Here is a 19671-nt window from a genome sequence, read left to right as displayed (position 1 = left end):
CCTACTCCCTTCTATCGCAGGGTACGAATCACGAGATTGCTGAACGTCGCTGTGGTGGCGTTCCGTTCGGCGCGGGCCAGCAGGCCGTAGCGCGCATCAGGTGGCGGGGCGGCACTGGTGACGATGCTCACTACTTGGTCGTTGATCCGCAATTCGATGCTCTGGCCTTCTAGTCGCGCGCTGAGACGGGTGCGTTCGGTGAAAGTGAACGCTCCTTCGGCGAGGAGGGTGCGTTGGTCGCCGTTACGTTCATCGCAACGGAATTGGCCGCTGACCGGATTGATCAAAAAGCTGAGGTAGCGCTGCGGGCCATTGAAACGCAGCATTAAGCCGCCCCAATCCCCAACGACGCTGGCTACCACTTCGATCACCATATCGGCCCCGATCGGCGAGGTGCGGAAGGCCCAAATGTCGCCGAGGCCGGCGTTGGCTTGAATACGATAGGCGCCATTGTCTGCGCTGACGCTCCAGCCGTTGCCGCTGGTCGTGGGCCAGTCGCTGTCGGGGCCAAAGCCGGCCTGATAGATGATCGGCCCGCTGGCAGCGATCGTTGTGGGCGATGGCGCGACGGTGGGTGTGGTAGTAGGTGATGGTGCGGCAGTGGGTGTGGTAGTAGGTGATGGTGCGGCAGTGGGTGATGGCGCGATAGTGGGGGCGGGCGCAGCGGCCGGCGCGGCAGTGGTGGACGGGACGGCGGTCGGCATATTCTCTAGCTCTTGCGCCGTCATTGCCCCCTGAAGTTGGCGCCAGCCGTACCAGCCGAGGAGGGCTAATGTCAGTCCGCCTACTGCTGCCGTTAACAGAGTGCGACGCGAGATGGTTGGCCCGGTGGCAGGAGTCGGGGTTTGGTATTCCGCTTCCAGCTCGGCAATCAAGGTTGCGCAATCACGGTACCACGGGTTGATGCGTTGTAGTTCGCGCAGGGTAGCCAGCGCCTGCAATCGTCTGCCGGTGGCGAGATGGGCTTGCGCTTGCGCGTACAACTCGGCTTGGTAATCACGCTGTACCGGTGTAACTGGCGCGGACGGTCGCCGCCGGCGCAGGTTCTGATACGCCTGATTGATCCGGCGCGCGCGGCGGGCAGCATACTCTTGCTCGGCGGGTGAGGCGCCGGCATACCGGTCAGGATGGTAAAGGCTGATCTGTTTGAGGTACGCCTGTTTAATGTCGGCTGGCGCTGCGCCGGGCCGGATGCCGAGGATGGCGTAGTCGTCAAGTTGTTCAAAATCGTCGTTCACGCAACCCCCTTTCGCGCCGGGCATTATAGCATGCCGCCGGTTTATGCGGTGGCAGATGTACGCTCTCATTGCGCAATTGTTGCTGGTACCATGAAAATGGTATCATGGCACATGGTTCATGCATTGCAATGTTCAAGGAATGCCTCTATGCCGAAGTATTGGTTGCTCAAGACGGAGCCAACCGTCTATAGTTTCGCCGATTTGGTGCGGGAAGGTCGTACGGTATGGGATGGCGTGGAAAACAACGTGGCCCTCAAGCACATGCGAGATATGCGCAGTGGTGATGAGGCGCTGATTTACCATACCGGCGATGAGCGGCAAGCGGTTGGCTTGGCACAGGTGGTAAGCGATCCCTACCCCGACCCGAAACAGAACGATCCGAGTCTGATTGTGGTTGATGTTGTGCCGGTGAGGTCGCTAGCGCGCCCGGTGACTCTCGCGGCGATCAAGGCCGATCCCTTCTTTGCTGATTTTGCGCTGGTGCGGCAAGGCCGGTTGTCGGTTGTGCCGGTGACGGCTGCCCAATGGGAGCGACTGCTGGCGATGGCCGAATTAGCTGGCTCGTAATGCAGCGGGCAAATTGTGGTATACTTCACAGCACGAATGGGAATGGTTTCATTCTGATGGCCGGCTCGGCGTGAATGCCAGTATCCAGTGCTGCGCATCATCCTTTGCCGGCGTAGGGTGGCGCAGCCAGCCAAAAACAAGTATTTCTTCCCCATATTCGGATTGTTTCTCGTTTGCTAGCGTGTGGTAACGCTACCGTTGTCACGTGACTTGCCCGCTTCCCGTCTGGGAAACGGCTCATCTGGCATAAGAACTGTTGCCTGCATCTCTACGACATACTGCCGCCATTGAAGGAAGCAGGGAGCGCTGCAATGGAAGCAGCTACGATTCTAGTGGTTGATGACGAGCAACCGATTGTCGATCTGGTGAGCAGTTATCTGAGCAACGAGGGCTTTGTCGTGCATCGGGCCTTCGATGGGCCGAGCGCGTTGGCCCTTGCTCGTAACGTGAAACCCGATCTGGTGGTGCTGGATGTGATGCTGCCCGGTCTTGACGGGATTGAAGTGTGCCGGCAGTTGCACCGCGGCACGTCGGTGTATGTCTTGATGTTGACGGCCCGCGCCGATGAAATCGATAAGTTGATCGGCTTGTCGGTAGGGGCCGATGATTACCTGACCAAGCCATTTAGCCCGCGCGAGCTGGTGGCGCGGGTGAAGGCGATTTTGCGCCGCAATCGGGCGTTGCGTTCGACCGAGACGAACCAGCGGCCAGTGTTGCAATTTGAAGGGTTGCTGATCGATCCCGAACGGCGTGAAGTCGAGCGGAATGGCGTGCGGATTGATCTGACGCCGCGCGAGTTCGATCTACTCTACGCGCTGGCCAGTTATCCGGGACGGGTGTTTACCCGCGAAGAGTTGCTGCAACGGGTGTGGGGCCCCGATTTCGCCGGGATAGACCGCGTGGTCGATGTTCATATCGGTACGTTGCGCCGGAAACTGGATGATGATCAGCACGGAACGCCGTTGGTGCAGACGGTGCGCGGCGTGGGGTATAAATTTATCGGCGGCGCGCGATGAAGAAGTGGTTGAATCAACTTCGCTGGAAGCTGTTTATCTCCCATCTGATTATTGTCTTGATGGCGTATGTGGTGCTGTTGGCGGCATCGAGCGTGCTGGCTGGTCTCGGCTTGACCGGTTTTGCGCCGCTGACCCTTGGCTCGGCAGCGGCGGAAACCGGGCAATTGGGCGCTGTCGGCACCAACGCGGCGCTTGAGTTGCAAGAGCAGGTGCAGTCGGTAATCCAGCAGGCGTTGCTGATTAGCGGTTTTGCGGCATTGGCTGCGGCAGTCGTGGTGAGCCTCTTTGTCTCGCGCCGGATCGTTGAGCCGATTCAAACCCTCTCGCATGTCAGCCGCCGCTTGGCGCAGGGGTTTTATCGCGAGCGCACGAGCATTCAAGCCGATGATGAAATTGCCCAATTAGCCCAAAGCGTGAACCAGTTAGCCGATGCGCTCGATCAGACCGAGCGCCGGCGCTTGGCGTTGCTGGCCGATGTCACCCACGAGTTGCGCACGCCGTTGGCAACCATCGGCGGGTATATGGAAGGCTTGGTTGATGGGGTGGTTTCGGCGAATCCAGCGACGTTCAATCTGATTTTGCGCGAGACCCGCCGCTTGCAACGCTTGATCGAAGACCTTGAACTGTTGTCGCGGGTGGAAGCCGGCCAGTTGCCGGTAGTGGCCCGCGCCATTGATCTACGTCCAGTGCTAGAGACGCAAATCGCGCAGTTTGAGCCGCTGTTTAGCAGTAATCAGGTCAATTTACGCCTCGATGCGCCTGAACACTTGCCGCAAGTCTGGGCCGATCCCGATCGGGTGGCACAGGTGGTGATCAATATTCTGGCCAACGCCTATCGCTATACGCCATCGGGCGGGACAGTAACGGTACAGGCGCGCGCTGATGATCACGAGGTGCGCGTGGCTATTATCGATACCGGAATCGGCATTGCTGCCGAACATCTGCCGCACCTCTTTGAGCGTTTCTACCGGGTTGACAAGTCGCGTGCGCGTAACAGCGGCGGCAGCGGGATCGGGCTGGCGATTGCGCGTCACCTGATTTATACCCAAGGGGGCGAGATTTGGGCCGAGAGTGATGGGATCGGTAAGGGGTCGCGGTTTATCTTTACCCTGCCGCTTGCCCTGCAGATGGCGGTCGTGCGGGTAGAACCGGTGACAACGGCTGATGTAGCATGAGCGCAAGTTTCTGGATTGGCCTCTTTCAGCTCTTTCTCGTGGTTGGCGGCGCATTGGCAGTGTCGCTGTTTATTATCGACCGCTTGTTCCCGCCGGTGCGACAGGTGCAAGGATCGGTGGAACCGTACAGCCCCCGCACTCCGGTCACGCGCACGGCGACCGTACCGCCGCCGCCGCTGCAATGGCCGCTGGCGCCGGAATGGTTGTCACAATATTGGCAGGAGAATCTGCGCTTGGTCGGCCCGCTGCTGATTATCTGGCTGTTAAGCGTGGTGTTGCCGGTTGTGTTGGCTGCGCCGCTGAATCAGATCAGCGTCTTAACCGGGTTTCCGCTCGGCTACTATATGGGGGCGCAGGGAACGCTGATCTGTTTTGTGCTGTTGACCTTTGCCTATAACTGGCGGATGCGGCTGCTTGACCGGCGCTTTGGCATCGATCCGGCTGAGTCTGCCGAGGAACGTCTTGCCCGCCGGCGCTATTCAGTGCGGTACCTCTTGTTCGCGGCTGGCCTGTTGGGCTTGATGGGCCTGTTCATTGCCCTTGAGACTTGGTTTGATCTGCCGGTGAACCTGATCGACTGGAGCTTTCTCGCGCTGGCGATCGGTCTCTACGCCGTGATCGGCATTCGCTCGCGTGCCGATACGCTCGATGCCTATTACGTCGCCGATCGCCAAGTACCGGGTATGCTGAATGGCTTGGCCACCGGCTCGGATTGGATGAGCGCCGCTTCGTTTATTAGCATGGCCGGCGCGCTCTATTTGCTTGGCTTCGAGGGGCTGGCCTACATCACCGGCTGGACAGGTGGGTACGTGTTGTTGGTGCTGCTGCTCGCGCCCTACTTGCGCAAATTCGGCCAATACACGCTGGTCGATTTTATCGGCGCGCGCTACCCCGGCGCCGGCGCGCGCGTGATCGCCGCCGTGTTCAGCATTATCATCTGTTTTACCTATGTCACTGCCCAAGTAACCGGAATTGGCATCATTATGAGCCGGTTTCTCGGTCTGAACTATATGGTCGGTGTGATTGTCGGTTTGGCGGCGGTGTTGATCTGCTCGTACCTCGGCGGTATGAAGGCGATTACGTGGACGCAAGGCGTGCAGGGGATTATCCTCGTCTTCGCGTATCTGTTGCCGGTGACGTGGCTGGCCTATAAGCTGACTGGTGTGGCGTTGCCGCAGGTGATGTACGGCGAGGCGCTGAGCAATATTGCCCAACTGGAAGAGGCGCAGGGCTTGCCGAGCTATGTCGCGCCGTTTAACGATTGGTCGGTCTGGAATTATCTCGCACTCAGTCTTTGTCTAATGCTGGGTACCGCCGGTATGCCGCATATTCTGGTGCGCTTCTATACGGTGCCAACCGTGCGCGATAGTCGGAGCAGCGTGGCATGGGCGTTGTTGTGGATCTGTGTGCTCTACTTGACTGCGCCGGCGTATGCGGCTTTCTCGCGTTGGGAGATTCTCGGTTCGGTGGTTGGCCAACCGGTGGCCGACTTGCCGGGATGGACGAACCGGTGGGCGAGTACTGGCTTGCTGACGATCGCCGATAATCTCGATATGGGGGGGAATGGCGACGGCGTGTTGCAATACCAAGAGTTGCAGATCGACCAAGATTTGGTGGTCTTGGCGACGCCGGAAATTGCCGAGTTGCCGGCCACGGTGGTGGCGCTCGTTGCGGCAGGCGGTATGGCGGCAGCCTTAAGCACCGCTGATGGCTTGCTGATGGTGATTGCTTCGGCAGTGGCTCACGATATCTACCATCGCACCCTCAACCCGCGAGCCGGCTCCCGCGAGCGATTACTCTTAGGGCGACTGGCAATACTGGTCGTGGCAATTCTGGCCGCCTTGACCGCTTTGCAACGGTTAGCGATCATCGTACAACTGGTGGCATGGGCTTTCTCGTTTGCCGCCGCGACGATCTTTCCGGTGTTGGTCTTAGGTGTGTTCTGGCGGCGGACGAATAGCCGCGGCGCAGTGGCCGGAATGCTGAGCGGTTTCTTGGTAACGGCTAGCTATATGGCGCTGACCTACCTCGCGCCAGAGTGGGCGATTTTGGGGATTTCCAGCTCGGCAGCCGGCATTTTTGGTATGCCGGTCAACTTTCTGGTCACGTGGCTGGTGAGCCGGCGCGGCCCGCCCCCCGATCCGGAAGTGTCGGCGTTGGTTGATTATGTGCGTTATCCGTGAACGTACTTTTGGTAAGGCTCTATGTCACACACCCGGTCGATTGAAGCGGTCATTTTGCAGACCGATGCGAGCGGCGCGCCGGTACGCTTGGAATATGTGCGCGGGCAGCCGCGTTGGGAAGCCTTGCCGTCGAGCCGGCACCAGAAGGCGTTGCAGCAGATCGAACGTTCAGTACGGCCAGCGCTTGCCGATCTGCCCGGTTGTGTATGCTTTACCCTCGCCGATGTCTTGATACGGTTTCCTGATCCTGATCGATCGTTGAAACGGCCTGATTTAGCCCTCTTTTGCGAGCAGCCTCCTGATAGTGATGAGGCGATTGAGCTTATCCCGGCAGCAGTGGTTGAGATTCTTAGTCCGGGGTATGAAAACAAGGATCTCGGTCCTGATGGTGCGCCGTTTTATCTGACGTATGGTGTGCGCGATGTGGTCGTGTTTGATCCGCGCCAGAAGTTGGCGACGCACTTTCAGGCCGGTGCGACGCCGGTGATACGGCATGGGCCGGCGACCATTACCTTGCTCTGTGGCTGCCTGCTTGATCTGCCGGGTTGAAGGAATGGCTGGTTCGATGTGACGAAATGGACACAGTGCCGCGATCCCGATGAGCGGATGCGTGCCGCACTCGCGGGGGATTGCTGCGGGCGCTGGCGCGCCCTCGCAGTGGCAGGAGGCCCCGTTTGTCATTGCGAGCCGAGCGGAGCGAGGCGAAGCAAGCTCCTCCGTTAGCGAGGGTGGTACCGCTATGCCATGGGTCTGCGCTTGAGCAGGGGATTGCTGCAGGCGCGGTGTGAATGCGCTATGATATGAGCATGCCCTTGCAGGAAAAGGAGTAGATGACACATGCTACACGGAGACCAACGATGACCACCGCGCCACGTTTGTTGTGGGAACCGCCGGCGGAATTGCGCGAAAACTGCACGATGCGCGCATTGATGAGCTGGCTTGAGCAACGGCACGGCTTACACTTCACCGATTACGATAGCCTCTACCGCTGGTCGGTTGATGAATTGGAAGCGTTTTGGGCGGCGTTGTGGGAGTATTACCAGATCAAGTCCTATACTCCCTATACAGCGGTGCTGTCAAGCCGCGAAATGCCGGGGGCGCGTTGGTTTACCGGCGCGCAGATCAACTATGCCGAGCATGCCTTCCGCCACGCTACCCCTGACCGTCCGGCGGTGATTGTGGCGTCGGAACGGCAAGCGCCAACCCCGCTGAGCTGGGAGACGTTGTGTGCGCAGACGGCGGCGCTTGCGCAGACGTTGCGTAATGCCGGGGTAGGGCCGGGAGATCGGGTGGTGGCGTATGTGCCGAATACCCCCCACGCGCTGATCGGCTGTCTGGCTACCGCCAGCCTTGGCGCGGTGTGGTCGAGTTGTTCGCCCGATTTCGGCAGCCCCAGCGTAATTGACCGGTTTAGCCAGATCGCGCCGAAGGTGCTGATCGTCGTTGACGGCTATCAATACGGCGGCAAGCCGTTTGATCGCCGGGCGGAGGTGGCGGCGATTCAGGCGGCGTTGCCTAGTGTCGAGCTGACCATCTTTATTTCGTACCTCGACCCGGCGGCGGAGCCGACCGGCTTGCGCAGCCCGCTGTTGCGCTGGGAAGAGGCGGTGCAGACGCCGGCTGAATTGACATTTACGCCGGTCGAGTTCAATGCGCCGTTGTGGGTGCTCTATTCTTCCGGCACCACTGGCTTGCCGAAGCCGATTGTGCATAGCCAAGGCGGGATTCTGCTCGAACATATCAAGTCGCTCGATCTTCATTTCGACATGCGGCCTGGCGATACCTTCTTTTGGTACACCACGACCGGCTGGATGATGTGGAACTTCTTGATCGGCGGCTTGTTGGTCGGCGCTATTCCGATTTTGTACGACGGCAGTCCGGCTTACCCTGATATGGGAGTGTTGTGGCGGCTGGCCGAGCAGACCAAGATGCGCTATTTCGGCACCAGCGCCGGCTACATCATCGCGCTCATGAAGAGCGGGGTTGAGCCGGGGGCGCAGTTTGATCTCAGTTCCATCAAAGTGATCGGCTCGACCGGTTCGCCGTTGCCGCCGGAAGGGTTTGAGTGGGTCTATGACCATATCAAGCGCGATGTCTGGTTGATGTCGTACAGTGGCGGCACCGATGTGTGCAGCGGCTTCGTTGGCGGTTGCCCGCTCTTGCCGGTGTACAGCGGCGAGATTCAGTGCCGCATTCTCGGTTGCAAGGCTGAGGCCTACGATACCGACGGCCACAGCGTGATCGGCGTGATGGGAGAATTGGTGATCACGGCGCCAATGCCCTCGATGCCGATCTATTTCTGGAACGATCCCGACAATGCGCGCTACAAGGCCAGCTATTTTGAGCAGTACCCCGGTGTTTGGCGGCACGGCGACTGGATCGTGATCAACGAGCGGGGCGGGATCGTGATCTATGGCCGTTCGGATAGCACGATCAACCGGCAAGGCATTCGCATGGGCACCAGCGAGATCTACCGCGCCGTCGAGACCATTCCCGAAGTGCTCGATAGTCTGGTGATCGATCTGGAAGGTCTCGGCGGGCGTTCGTATATGCCGCTGTTTGTCGTCTTGCGCGAGGGGGTGACGCTCGACGATGCGCTGCGGCAGCGGATCAAGCAAGCGATCCGCACTGCGCTCTCGCCGCGTCATGTGCCTGACGATATCTTCCAAATCACAGCCGTGCCGCTCACGCTCAGCGGCAAGAAACTAGAGGTGCCGGTGAAGAAGATACTAATGGGCGTGTCGGTTGAGCGGGCGGCCAATCCTGACTCGCTGCGCAACCCTGAGTCGCTCCAATTTTTTGTCGAGCTGGGGCGTACCTTGGCTGAGACGGCCAATCGCGGGAACGGGTGAGCTAGGTAGATAGAAGTTATGGCTTTGCGATGAGCCGATTCACCATCACCCCCAGCCCCTCTCCCACTGGCGCAGGAGAGGGGCAAGGCCGCAACGCGCGCAAAGACGCAGAGACGCAAAGGCGCGAAGGGCGCAAAGATTTTGAGGTGAGATCTGCTCACCGCTTGTCATTGACGGATCGTTGTCCGTTGCAGCAGGAGGCTGAGCTTTTCGAGTAGGTCACGTGAACGGTACGGTTTAGGCAGGAAGTCAGTATATTGGTTAATCGGCAGCGGTTGGTTGGTAATCTGTTCGGGATTGCCGCTCATCAGCAACACCGGTAGGCGCGGCGAATGGTGGCGAATGGCTTCCAGTAGTTCGAGACCATTCATGCCGGGCATTGCCAGATCAACCAAGGCGATATCAATATTCATCGCTGATTCGTTCAACAGGGTCAAAGCAGTGCGTCCGTCAGCCGCTTCGAGTGTCACCATCCCGGCCCGTTCGAGGATGCGGATGATAGTTCCGCGGACTGCTGCATCGTCATCGACAATCAATGCGGTGCCGGTAAGGATAATCGGTGCCGTCGCAGTCGCAGTCAGCGTCGGGGTTGTGGTGTTCGCGGCTGGCAGGTAAACGGTAAACGTTGATCCTAGCCCCGGCGTGCTCTCGACCCGGATAGCGCCGTGATGGCGGCGCACGATGCCTTGTACAGCAGCCAGCCCCAGCCCGTGACCTTTCGGTTTCGTGCTGAAGAAGGGGTCGAAGATACGGCGTTGGGTCGCTTCGTCCATCCCGATCCCGGTATCGCTGACGGTGAGGGTGACGTATTTACCCGGTGCAATGCTTGGTGTCAAGTTTAAGCGACGTAAATCGGTTGCGGTAAGCTTGGTCACGCTTGTGCTGATGGTGACCGTGCCACTGCGTTCGCCGATGGCTTCAATCGCATTGGTAAGCAAATTGAGCACGACTTGCCGGATCTGACTGGTTTCGACCACAATCGCCGGTAAATCAGGCGCTAGATCGTAGGTAATCGTGACTTGGCCGCTACGACTGGCCGGCAAGCGCAAGATGTTACCCATTTCGCGCACTAGCGTTGATAGGTCAACGGGTTCGAGCGAACGTTGGCCGCGGCCAGCGTAGGCGAGTAGTTGGCTGCACAATTCAGCGGCTCGTTGGGAAGCCTGATCGATGGCTGCGAGATGGAGTTGCAATTCGTGGTTAGACGGCAGATCGAGCAAGGCAAGGCTGGTATGACCCATAATGCCGGTCAGCAGATTGTTAAAATCGTGGGCAATACCGCCGGCCAGCAAGCCAAGACTTTCGAGTTTTTGCGTTTGCAGCATCTGGGTCTCGATCCGGCGCCGTTCTTGTTCAGCGTTAAAGCGTTCAATTGCTACTGCGAGCACATTGGCGACACCGCGCAGAAAGAGGATGGCCTCGGTATCTAATGGATGCTGTGCGTACGCCAATAGCGCGCCGAACAGTCGCTCTTTCCCACGAATAGGCAGACCGGCGCCGTACATAGCCATATCGTCGATCCGTGCAGCCAAGATTGGCGGTAGCCGGTTCCAGCCGGGATGGTCATTGGGAAGGTCGCGGAATACCTCCGATGGCAACAGCTCATCCGGCGCATTGCCCCATTTTGCGCGTACATACGGCTGATAATCGAGATCGAGTTCAACCAGCTCGATCCCGCTGAGGCGCAGCGTTTGCGCCGTTTGTTCAGCAGCGGCGGCAAACAAGGTGTTGAGGTCGGTATTTGCCAGTGCTTCACGGGCTAAGGTTGCCAACTGTTCTTGCCGTGCAGCGAGTTCGGCAAGGCGCTCGTTGGCATGGCGCAGCGGGGTCACGTCTTGAAACGCGACGACAGCGCAGAGATCTTCGGGCAGCTCAATCAGCTCAGCCGCTAGTTGGGCAAAGCCGGGAGCGCGATCATGCCGCTGAAAACTAAACTCGACGCCACTAATGGTTCCCTGTTTTTCTAACACTTCGGCGATAGCTGGCCATCGTTCGGGCAACTGCGACCGGCTCAGCATCCGAATCGGCTGCTTGATAATCTGTTCGCTGCTCAACTCAAAAAACTCACGGCAGGCCGCATTTGCATTCAGGATGAGTTCATCGTTGATCCGCACGATCAACATCGCAAACGGCGCCGATTCGAAGAGCCGGGCCAGCTTCTCTTCCGAAAGGCGGAGTTGCTGTTCAGCAGTACGGCGTTCATGGAGTTCTTTATCGGTGTCGCGTAATGACTGGCGAAAATGACTGATGAGCTGATTGATGATGTAAGCCGCAAGTAACAGATACAACGTATAGGCAACAAACCACGACAGTGGCGAGTGAGGGGTTAGCAGTTGGTGCAGCCGCTCGGCAAACAACGTAAAAATGACGCCGGCAGCGATTGAGAGGATCGCAACTGTCCACGTGCCACGCTGCCCGAAAAGCATGCCAGCCATCACGACCACGGTGGGCAATGCTGCAAAAGCTGGCGCAAGAATACCGCCGCTGATCGCCGCCGAGCCGGTTAATATCAACCACAATGAACTAATGACGATCAGACTCGCTTGCCCAACCCGGTTTTGGCGCAAGAGCCAGAATGCTGTAAGGAGGGCCACTATCAGAGGGACGACAATGATCAGGCGCTGTGGCATGAGTGACGGGTCAATTGGGCTAAATATAGTGTATCCAATGACCGCAAGGAGAGTGAGCCCGATCAGGAAGCGCAGTAATTGTGCGGTATGTTGCCGTATCCGCTCAGTGTTTGGGGAGGATGGATCGGTGAAAGCATCCATGGTTTGCTCCCGATTCGAACCTATCGTGAGATGAGATTCGCGCCGATCGTTGCCGATCCATCCATTTACCTACCGACCTATCACGTATCCTGATCGGATGACCTGTCAAGGCTATGGGCCAGCACTGTCCCGCTGAGTTGGATGATCGCCTCGCGCACCTCATCGGCGGCGGTTTGCCATGTCGCGCGCAGTTTTGGATGTGCTTTTAGATACAGCGGTTCGCCAAAACGCACGGTGACTTTGTAGGGGCGTGGAATGACTTTGCCTTTTGGCATGACGCGATTAGTACCGCCGACATAGGTAGGAATGACCGGCGTGCCGGGAAATTCGGCGATCAGGCGGCCCACACCACTGCGGAAGGGGCCAATTTCGCCGGTTTTGCTGCGCGTGCCTTCAGGGAAGAGCAAGAGAGCATAGCCTTCGCGCAGCGCGCGCGCCGCGTGGCGGAGCGGGTCTTGGCCGCCGCGCCGGTCGCGGGCGATCGGAATGGCATTAAACAAAATGCGCGAAAGGAACTGCATAACTCCACCGCGAAAAAAATAGTCTTGTGCGGCGGCAGCGACGAAACGAGGGCGCACTTCGCGTGGCAAGACGGTATAAATGACGGCCGTGTCAGCATGGCTAGCGTGATTTGAGGCAATAATGAAGGCTCCCTCATAGGGAATATGTTCAATTCCTTCGACTCGCGGCCGTACGTAAAGCCGGACAAAGATCCGAAACAGGGCCGGCACGAAATGGGCCGCAACGTGGCGGCTGCGGTAGAGACTCATAGCCCTTTCCCTACGATGATGGCACCCGCCAGAATAGCAAAGCGGCGGGATATTCTGCAAAACCGGCGACTCTTCATCTGTACGATATTATACTGTGCTGCGCCTCGCTTGGCGAGGGGAGGCTTCCGTTGTATCGATAGTTGGTTCTGAAACCGCCCTACCGGAGCGCCGCATAGCGTGCGACGCTCCAGTTTCCAGTTGTCCAAGACATGTGCCCGCTATTCTACGAAGCTGTTTGTAAGCGGCTGATCGCCTCGGCGTCGTAGCGCAAAATCGGCTGGCGAGCGGCACGTACTTCATCCAACCGGCGCACCGGCGCTTTGGTCGGCGCGGCGTGCAATACGTCCGGCGTCTCGACCGCTTCACCGGCAATCTGGCGCATTGTGGCGATGAAGCGATCGAGCGTCTGCTTGCTCTCGGTTTCGGTTGGCTCGATCATCAACGCTTCCGGCACGATCAGCGGGAAGTAGATCGTCGGCGGGTGGAAACCGTAATCGATCAGCCGCTTGGCAATATCGAGCGTGCGCACATCCTTGGGCGCGCCGGCAATTTGGCCGCGCAACACCACTTCATGCATGCAGATGCGATCGATCGCCTGCGGGTAGATATCCTTCAGCATGACCCGCACGTAGTTGGCGTTGAGCACCGCCGTTTCGCTGACAGTGCGCAACCCGGCGGCCCCCATTGAGCGGATGTAGCTCCATGCTCGCACCAGCATGCCGAAGTTGCCGTGGAAGGCTTTCATACGGCCAATGCTCTTTTCGGGGGTAAAGAACTCGTATGTGCCATCGTCGCGCCGGCGCACCCGCGGGCCGGGAAGGTACGGGGCTAATTCGGCGGTGCAACCGACGGCGCCCGAACCGGGGCCGCCGCCGCCGTGTGGGGTGGTGAAGGTCTTGTGCAGGTTGTAGTGCATGAAGTCGAACCCCAATTCACCCGGCTTGGCAATGCCGAGAATGGCGTTGAAGTTGGCGCCGTCGCCGTACATCAGGCCGCCGGCTTCGTGAACGAGGCGGCAGATTTCGACGATGTGCTCTTCAAACAACCCTAGCGTGTTGGGGTTGGTCAGCATCATGCCGGCGGTGCGCGTCGAGAGTTTGGCTTTGAGGTCGTCGAGGTCAACATTGCCGCGCGCGTCGCTCTTTAGCTCGATTACCTTCAAGCCAACCATGGCCGCGGTTGCTGGATTGGTGCCGTGGGCCGAGTCGGGCACCAACACTTCGGTGCGCTGGGTGTCGCCGCGATCGTGGTGATAGGCCCGGAAGACCAGAATGCCGGTCAGTTCGCCTTGCGCGCCGGCGGCAGGTTGCAGGCTGACCGCATCAAAGCCGCTGATCTCGCCAAGGTAGCTCTGCAATTCATACATTAGTTGCAGCGCGCCTTGGCTCAATGCTTCATCTTGCAGCGGGTGCGCGGCCGCAAAGCCGGGCAAGCGGGCGGCTTCTTCGTGCAGCTTGGGATTATACTTCATCGTACACGACCCCAGCGGGTAAAAGCCGGTGTCGATCGAGTAGTTGCGCTGGCTGATGCGGGTAAAGTGGCGAATCACTTCCGGCTCGGTCAATTCGGGAAAGCCGGCCAGATCGTCTTGGCGCAGCAGCTCGGCGGGCAACGGTGTGGTCTCAACGCCGGCTGACGGTAGATTAGCGCCGATCTTGCCCGGCTGCGAGTACGTAAAAATAGGCGGTTCTTCGTTATTCATTGCTCTGCACTCCATCTATCGGTTCATCAGGGGTGGCAATCACTGGCGGCGCATGCACCTGATCAAGCTGATCGGCGATGGCAAGCGCGAGATCGGCCCGCTCGCGCTCAAGCAAGAGGGCCAGCCGGTAGGGCAAGAGCGCAAACTCGCGCACCTGATCGTAGCGGCGGTCGGTCGTTTCGTCGTAGGCCACGCCATATCCGGCGCGCAGGCCAAAATACTCAGGATCGGCGAAGTTGAGGTGGAGGGTGGCATGATCCCACGCCGGACGCCATGCTTGGGCGAAACCCCAGCCAACCACGCCAACCAGCCGCCAGTCACGTTCCCACCGGCGGACAATAATCCGGCGAGGGTGGAGGTCGCCGTGGACGAGGCAGGCCGGGCGTCCGGTGGTCGTGATCCAACCGGCGAGGCGGACGTGCAGCCACTCGCTCTGTTCGGCGGTGAGGCTGCCTTGCGCTACGGCGTCAGCCGCTGCCGCCGCCACCCGCTCGCGCAGGTAGGCGACATCGGCATCAAGCATGGCTGGTTGTGCGGTGGGAGCCGGCAAAGCTTCGGCGCGCACCTGGCCGTAGGACGGGGCCAGATAGCTATGCACGCGCGCCATGACGCGCGCCAGCGCCTGCCCAATCGCAAAACGTGATTCTTCATCAATGGCGGTGATGATCTCGGACAGCGGTGTGCCGGCAAGGTAGCTCAAGGCGAGTGCCGGCGGGTCGTCGCCACTGGCAGCCGCTTCACCGACCACGCTCGGCAGTGGCATATCGATCTCAGCTTGCAGTGCGCGCAGCACGAGCGTCTCGGTTCGCAGCGCTTCGCCGGCCCAGCGATCGACGCCAGCCGGTAGGCGGAGCACAAGCTGCCGGTCGCTGAGCGTGACCAGCAGGCTTCGCGCGCCAAGCGGCGCAGCATCACGCACCCGCGCTCCCGGCAGGATGCGGGTGACGATGCGCTCGATCTGGTTGGGTGCAATCGCCTCGATCATCGGATTGATATTGCCCCTCCTAGTCCCTCTGCTGGGGGGGAGGAGGAAGTTAGGTTGTTAGCGGGCCGGCGGCCCGCGCCCCACTTTGTCACAGAGCAGCCAATGCGTATATCAACCGGTCAATCTCTGCTGGCGTATTCATCTCGGTGACGGCGAGCAGCATCGCGTTACCGAGCTGCGGTTCGTCGGCGCTGAGGTCATAGCCGCCAATGATATGCTGCGCGCGCAGCGCGGCATTGATCTCGGCCACCGGGCGCGGGCATTGCACCACAAACTCGCGGAAGAAGGGCTGGTCATCAAGCACGCGATAGCCGGGCAGGGCAGCAATCCGCTTGGCGGCGTAGTGGGCGCGCTGGTAGGTCACTTCGGCCACCATCCGCATGCCGCGCTTGCCCATCAGCGACAAGTAGACCGCTGAGGCCAGTGCCATCAAGCCCTGATTGGTGCAGATATTGCTTGTTGCTCGTTCGCGGCGAATGTCTTGCTCACGAGCGCGCAGGGTCAGCACATACCCCATGCGACCATCGATATCTTTGGTTACGCCGACAATGCGGCCGGCGATCTTATGCACGTACTTTTGGCGAGTGGTAAAGATGCCGAGGTACGGGCCGCCAAAGACCAGACCCAAACCGAGCGGCTGGCCCTCGCCGGTGGCGATGTCGGCCCCGACTTCGGCAGGAGTTTGGAACAGACCGAGCGCGATCGGGTCGAAGTGAACCGCAAGCAACGCGCCGCGGGCCTGCACCTGTGCGCCGAGACCGCGCAGATCGTGCAACCGGCCCAGAAAATCGGGGTTCTGCACAATGAGCAGCGCCGTCTGATCATCAACCAGCGCCAAGGCATCGGCAAGCGACGAACCCGGCATCTCATCACCGACGATCTCGACATCAAGCCCTTGCAGGTAGGTGCGAAGCACGGCCCGGTACTGCGGATTAACGCTGCGGGCCACCACAATCTTGCGCCGGTTGCGCACCACATTGAGCGCCATAATCGCCGACTCGGCCAGTGCGGTTGCGCCGTCATAGTGCGAAGCGTTCGCGATCTCCATACCGGTCAAGGCGCAGATCAGGCTCTGATACTCGAAAATGGCCTGTAAAGTGCCTTGGCTGATTTCCGGCTGGTACGGGGTGTAAGCAGTATAAAACTCGCCGCGGCGCAGAATCTGGTCAACCGCTGACGGCACAAAATGGTTGTATGCGCCTGCACCCAAAAAGATGCTATACCGGCGGGCATGGGCATTCAACTCGCTCAACCGGTTCAGTTCCGCCATCAGCTCCGGTTCCGACAGCGGCGGCGGCAGATCGAGCGACGGGAAACGATGGCTGGCCGGCATATCAACAAACAGGTCTTCAATGCGCTCAACTCCGATTGCTTTGAGCATTTCTTGCCGGTCGGCATCGGTAATCGGAATATAGTGAGTCATGCTTGGTTCCATCTAGACTAGAATGATCACTGGCGGTTGCGTTGTTGTTTAGTTACTTCCCTACCGACGATGTTAGCGCTAGAGTAGGGAATTTCGGCGGGCGCTGCGCGCCCGCGCAATGACGTTCAACCTCCGCCTAGTGATCAATCTCGGCTACAAACGCAGCATACGCCTCGGCATCGAGCAATTCCTCGCTCTCGCCGGTTGGCCGCACCCGCAGCATCCAACCTGCGCCGTAAGGATCGTTGTTAATCGGCGACTGATCGCTCTCAAGAGCGGTGTTGACCGCGACCACCTCGCCGCTGACCGGCGCATAGAGATCCGAACTCGCCTTGACCGACTCGACTACGCCGAAGCTTTCACTGGCAGTGACGGTTGCGCCGACTGCGGGCAATTCGACGTAGACCACATCGCCAAGCGCATGCTGGGCATAGTCAGTGATCCCGATCACCACCTCATCACCTTCGTGGCGCACCCACTCGTGGGTTTTGCTGTACCGCAGATCGGACGGAGTGTTGTAAGCCATATCGAACTCCTCTAGCGCTTGTAGCGCGGCTTGTAGAAGGGCATCTTCACGACGCGCGCGCGAACGGGCCGCTCGCGCACGATAACATCAAACTCACTGCCTTCGCTGCTGAGGTCGGTTGGCACGTAGGCCATGCCGAGCGGGCGGCCAAGAGTTGGTGAGGGCATGCCGCTAGTAACAAAACCAACCGGTTCGCCGGTCACGCGCTGCACTTGGTAGCCGCCACGGGCAATTCCTTTGCCGACCATCTCGAACCCGACAAGGCGACGGGTGACGCCGGCCTCTTTAATCGCCTGCAAGGCTGCGCGCCCGATAACATCATCCTTATCGAGCTTCACCACCCAACCGAGACGGGCCTCGTAGGGGTTGATCGTTTCGTCAATCTCATGGCCATAGAGGGCGAGACAAGCCTCAAAGCGCAAGCTATCGCGCGCGCCGAGACCGCAGGCTTGCACCGCATTGCCGCCAAGCGCCAGCAAACCGTACCAAAAGCGTTCGGCATGCGCTGCCTCGAAAAAGATTTCAAAGCCGTCTTCGCCGGTATAGCCGGTGCGAGCAATCAAAGCGTTTTGGCCGAAGATGGTGGTCATCGCCACCCCGTGAAAGGGGAGCGAGCCAATCTCAGCCGTAGTTGAATCCTCTGCGGTGGTGAGCAGGTGCTCGGCGTGCGGCCCTTGTAGCGCCAGCATTGCCCAGCGCTCAGATCGATCTTCTATCTCCACCTCAAACCCGGCGGTATGTTGCTGCAACCAATCCCAGTCTTTGGCGCGATTAGCAGCGTTGACCACCACCATAAACTCATCGGGCAGGTGGTAGATAAAGACATCATCAACAATCCCGCCATTGGGCCGGCAGAGCAGACCATAGCTGGCGTGACCGAGTGGAATGGAGCTGACATCGCACGTCACCATGCGTTGGAGGAACGCTTCGGCATTGGGGCCGCGCACCATGAACCGGCCCATGTGGCTGATATCGAACAACCCGGCCCGGTTGCGCACGGCGTGGTGTTCCTCGATGATGCCGCGATACTGGACCGGCATCTCCCAGCCGCCGAATTCGACCATGCGCGCGCCCATTGCAAGGTGCGCGTTGTAAAAGGGGGTTCGTTTCAGCATACGCATTTCCGTTGGTTATGAACGGTCTTCTTCCAAACCGACGCGCAGCCGGCGCAACAGTTCCCGGCAGGCAATCGCGTGACGGGCCAACTCTTCATCACCGCTAGCGCGAGCTTCGGCAGCAAATTCCCACAACGCCTGTTCAGCCGTCGCACTGAGCAAGAGCGGGTACTGGTCGATCACCTGCGCAATCGCATCTTCGTCATCGGCCACCAACAGCGCCTCGATAGCGGTCTCTAAATCGTTGGCGGGGGCAGGTGTCGTGCGAAAAGCCGCCAACATCGAGCGCCGCGCCTCTAACAGTTGGGCCAGCCGCTCAGCATCACTCGCCAGCGCCATCTCGATTTCGGCGGCCAGCAATGCATCAATTTCAGGGCGCAAGAGCAAGGGATGGCGGGCAATCACTTGTTCGAGCTCAGCGTCGCTATGGGCGCTCAACAGAGCTTGCAGGGCGTCGGGCGGAATCGCCGTGAGGCGTTCCGGTTCGGCGCGGCGGCTCATACGGGCGAGCAGATCGCGGGCATTGCGCAGGCCCTGCGCGATCTCGGCTTCACCTTGGGCGGCGGCGACGTCGGCCAATTGGGTGAGGGTCGCGATGGTCGCTGGTTCGAGCAGTTCGGGATGCTTGGCCAACACCAGTTCGAGATCGGCGGCGGTATCGGCGGCCAACAAGGTTTCGACCGCGGCCAGCAACGGTGGCGGTTCGGCAGCCGGCGCCGCAGCCGGCGGGGGTGAGGGCGGGGCGGACAGTGCGCGCCGGCGGGCATCGAGCCGGCGCAGCAGGTGGGCTAACCCGCTCATATCTTGGGCGATGTCAATATCGGCTAAATAAGGCCGCCGCTGCTCGATATCAATCGAACCGACCAGCAAGGCGTGCAGCTCGCGGGCCTGCTCGCGAATCTCGTGATCAGCCGCGCCGGGAGCGGGCGCAAACAACACCCGGCGGGCTTGGGCATCGTGATACAGCAACGGCGCGCCAGCCGGCCCACGCGCGCCACAGTGCGGGCAAGCGACCATGTTCACCTCTTCACGGCGCAGCGCCGCTGCCGCTGCCGGCTCCTCGTCGGCGTCGATAATCAACCAAATTTCGGCGCTAAAATCATTGCCGCAATGCGGACACGTCAATGGCGCCTGCTCGCGGTACGAAATGGGCATACGTTCTTGCAACCTTGCCGATCGGCGAATCCGTTTCCTCCGCTGTATTGTACCATCAGTAGACGTTCTGCATTGCGTTAGTGCGCGGATCCCAACGCTAAGGCGCAGAGTGGGCAAAGGCGGTCAACGCAAAGACGCAAAGCACCCAAAGGCGCTGTAGAGCCGGATGGTTGTCCGAATCCGCAGAGGGCGC

Annotated in this window: 15 protein-coding genes; 6 read left to right on the top strand and 9 right to left on the bottom strand. The window is 59.8% G+C overall.

All coding sequences use genetic code 11. From position 1 onward, the window contains the following. Window positions 1-11: 11 nt before the first annotated feature. Window positions 12-1238, bottom strand: a complete 1227-nt coding sequence (locus U9R61_RS10310) for a J domain-containing protein (RefSeq protein WP_322488731.1) — start codon at window positions 1236-1238, stop codon at window positions 12-14. A 147-nt stretch (window positions 1239-1385) separates the two neighbouring features. On the opposite strand from U9R61_RS10310, the gene U9R61_RS10305 reads away from it, so the two are divergent. From U9R61_RS10305 to U9R61_RS10280, 6 genes are all read left to right on the top strand, one after another. Beyond that, window positions 1386-1805, top strand: coding sequence for an EVE domain-containing protein (locus U9R61_RS10305; protein ID WP_322488730.1), 420 nt, complete (start codon window positions 1386-1388; stop codon window positions 1803-1805). 311 nt (window positions 1806-2116) lie between these two features. Then, complete coding sequence (locus tag U9R61_RS10300; protein ID WP_322488729.1) at window positions 2117-2821, top strand: response regulator transcription factor; 705 nt, start codon at window positions 2117-2119, stop codon at window positions 2819-2821. After that, window positions 2818-3996, top strand: coding sequence for a sensor histidine kinase (locus U9R61_RS10295; protein ID WP_322488728.1), 1179 nt, complete (start codon window positions 2818-2820; stop codon window positions 3994-3996). Before U9R61_RS10300 ends, U9R61_RS10295 begins: the two co-directional genes overlap by 4 nt. Continuing rightward, window positions 3993-6179: a VC_2705 family sodium/solute symporter gene (locus U9R61_RS10290; protein ID WP_322488727.1), complete on the top strand. Its 2187-nt coding sequence runs from the start codon at window positions 3993-3995 to the stop codon at window positions 6177-6179. Before U9R61_RS10295 ends, U9R61_RS10290 begins: the two co-directional genes overlap by 4 nt. A 21-nt stretch (window positions 6180-6200) precedes the next feature. Beyond that, on the top strand, window positions 6201-6728 hold the full coding sequence (locus U9R61_RS10285; RefSeq protein WP_322488726.1) for a Uma2 family endonuclease: 528 nt from the start codon (window positions 6201-6203) through the stop codon (window positions 6726-6728). A 308-nt stretch (window positions 6729-7036) separates the two neighbouring features. Continuing rightward, a complete protein-coding gene (locus U9R61_RS10280) occupies window positions 7037-9031 on the top strand; it encodes an acetoacetate--CoA ligase (protein ID WP_322488725.1) in 1995 nt (664 codons plus the stop codon). Between the two features lie 167 nt (window positions 9032-9198). Here U9R61_RS10280 and U9R61_RS10275 read toward each other — a convergent pair whose 3' ends face one another. The 8 genes from U9R61_RS10275 to U9R61_RS10240 all read right to left on the bottom strand — a co-directional run bounded on the left by U9R61_RS10275 (window position 9199) and on the right by U9R61_RS10240 (window position 19478). Next, the gene (locus U9R61_RS10275; RefSeq protein ID WP_322488724.1) at window positions 9199-11661 is read right to left on the bottom strand and encodes an ATP-binding protein; all 2463 of its coding nucleotides are present in this window, start codon (window positions 11659-11661) and stop codon (window positions 9199-9201) included. A 221-nt stretch (window positions 11662-11882) separates the two neighbouring features. Then, window positions 11883-12572 carry a lysophospholipid acyltransferase family protein gene (locus tag U9R61_RS10270; RefSeq protein ID WP_322488723.1) on the bottom strand — a complete coding sequence of 230 codons (690 nt, stop codon included), beginning with the start codon at window positions 12570-12572 and terminating at the stop codon, window positions 11883-11885. Window positions 12573-12795: 223 nt separating this feature from the next. Next, a complete protein-coding gene (gene gcvPB / locus U9R61_RS10265; protein WP_322488722.1) occupies window positions 12796-14274 on the bottom strand; it encodes an aminomethyl-transferring glycine dehydrogenase subunit GcvPB in 1479 nt (492 codons plus the stop codon). After that, window positions 14267-15259: an aminoglycoside phosphotransferase family protein gene (locus U9R61_RS10260; RefSeq protein ID WP_322488721.1), complete on the bottom strand. Its 993-nt coding sequence runs from the start codon at window positions 15257-15259 to the stop codon at window positions 14267-14269. The genes gcvPB and U9R61_RS10260 overlap by 8 nt, the downstream gene beginning before the upstream one ends. Window positions 15260-15347: 88 nt before the next feature. Next, a complete protein-coding gene (gcvPA, locus tag U9R61_RS10255) occupies window positions 15348-16682 on the bottom strand; it encodes an aminomethyl-transferring glycine dehydrogenase subunit GcvPA (protein ID WP_322488720.1) in 1335 nt (444 codons plus the stop codon). A gap of 136 nt (window positions 16683-16818) precedes the next feature. Continuing rightward, a complete protein-coding gene (gene gcvH, locus U9R61_RS10250; protein WP_322488719.1) occupies window positions 16819-17208 on the bottom strand; it encodes a glycine cleavage system protein GcvH in 390 nt (129 codons plus the stop codon). Window positions 17209-17219: 11 nt separating this feature from the next. After that, complete coding sequence (gcvT, locus tag U9R61_RS10245) at window positions 17220-18323, bottom strand: glycine cleavage system aminomethyltransferase GcvT (protein WP_322488718.1); 1104 nt, start codon at window positions 18321-18323, stop codon at window positions 17220-17222. 15 nt (window positions 18324-18338) lie between these two features. Beyond that, window positions 18339-19478: a CpXC domain-containing protein gene (locus U9R61_RS10240; protein WP_322488717.1), complete on the bottom strand. Its 1140-nt coding sequence runs from the start codon at window positions 19476-19478 to the stop codon at window positions 18339-18341. Window positions 19479-19671: the final 193 nt, after the last annotated feature.

This window comes from Chloroflexus sp. (genome assembly GCF_034431535.1).
Lineage (GTDB): Bacteria > Chloroflexota > Chloroflexia > Chloroflexales > Chloroflexaceae > Chloroflexus.
Note: the sequence above shows the minus strand (reverse complement) of the source record. Positions and strands in the feature narration are given on the sequence as shown.

Excerpts from the sequence above, each read along its gene's own strand:
- U9R61_RS10305 (WP_322488730.1), top strand. The coding sequence starts at position 1,386 with ATGCCGAAGTATTGGTTGCTCAAGACGGAGCCAACCGTCTATAGTTTC.
- U9R61_RS10300 (WP_322488729.1), top strand. The coding sequence starts at position 2,117 with ATGGAAGCAGCTACGATTCTAGTGGTTGATGACGAGCAACCGATTGTC.
- U9R61_RS10295 (WP_322488728.1), top strand. The coding sequence starts at position 2,818 with ATGAAGAAGTGGTTGAATCAACTTCGCTGGAAGCTGTTTATCTCCCAT.
- U9R61_RS10290 (WP_322488727.1), top strand. The coding sequence starts at position 3,993 with ATGAGCGCAAGTTTCTGGATTGGCCTCTTTCAGCTCTTTCTCGTGGTT.
- U9R61_RS10285 (WP_322488726.1), top strand. The coding sequence starts at position 6,201 with ATGTCACACACCCGGTCGATTGAAGCGGTCATTTTGCAGACCGATGCG.
- U9R61_RS10280 (WP_322488725.1), top strand. The coding sequence starts at position 7,037 with ATGACCACCGCGCCACGTTTGTTGTGGGAACCGCCGGCGGAATTGCGC.
- U9R61_RS10275 (WP_322488724.1), bottom strand. The coding sequence starts at position 11,661 with ATGCCACAGCGCCTGATCATTGTCGTCCCTCTGATAGTGGCCCTCCTT.
- U9R61_RS10270 (WP_322488723.1), bottom strand. The coding sequence starts at position 12,572 with ATGAGTCTCTACCGCAGCCGCCACGTTGCGGCCCATTTCGTGCCGGCC.
- gcvPB (WP_322488722.1), bottom strand. The coding sequence starts at position 14,274 with ATGAATAACGAAGAACCGCCTATTTTTACGTACTCGCAGCCGGGCAAG.
- U9R61_RS10260 (WP_322488721.1), bottom strand. The coding sequence starts at position 15,259 with ATGATCGAGGCGATTGCACCCAACCAGATCGAGCGCATCGTCACCCGC.
- gcvPA (WP_322488720.1), bottom strand. The coding sequence starts at position 16,682 with ATGACTCACTATATTCCGATTACCGATGCCGACCGGCAAGAAATGCTC.
- gcvH (WP_322488719.1), bottom strand. The coding sequence starts at position 17,208 with ATGGCTTACAACACTCCGTCCGATCTGCGGTACAGCAAAACCCACGAG.
- gcvT (WP_322488718.1), bottom strand. The coding sequence starts at position 18,323 with ATGCTGAAACGAACCCCCTTTTACAACGCGCACCTTGCAATGGGCGCG.
- U9R61_RS10240 (WP_322488717.1), bottom strand. The coding sequence starts at position 19,478 with ATGCCCATTTCGTACCGCGAGCAGGCGCCATTGACGTGTCCGCATTGC.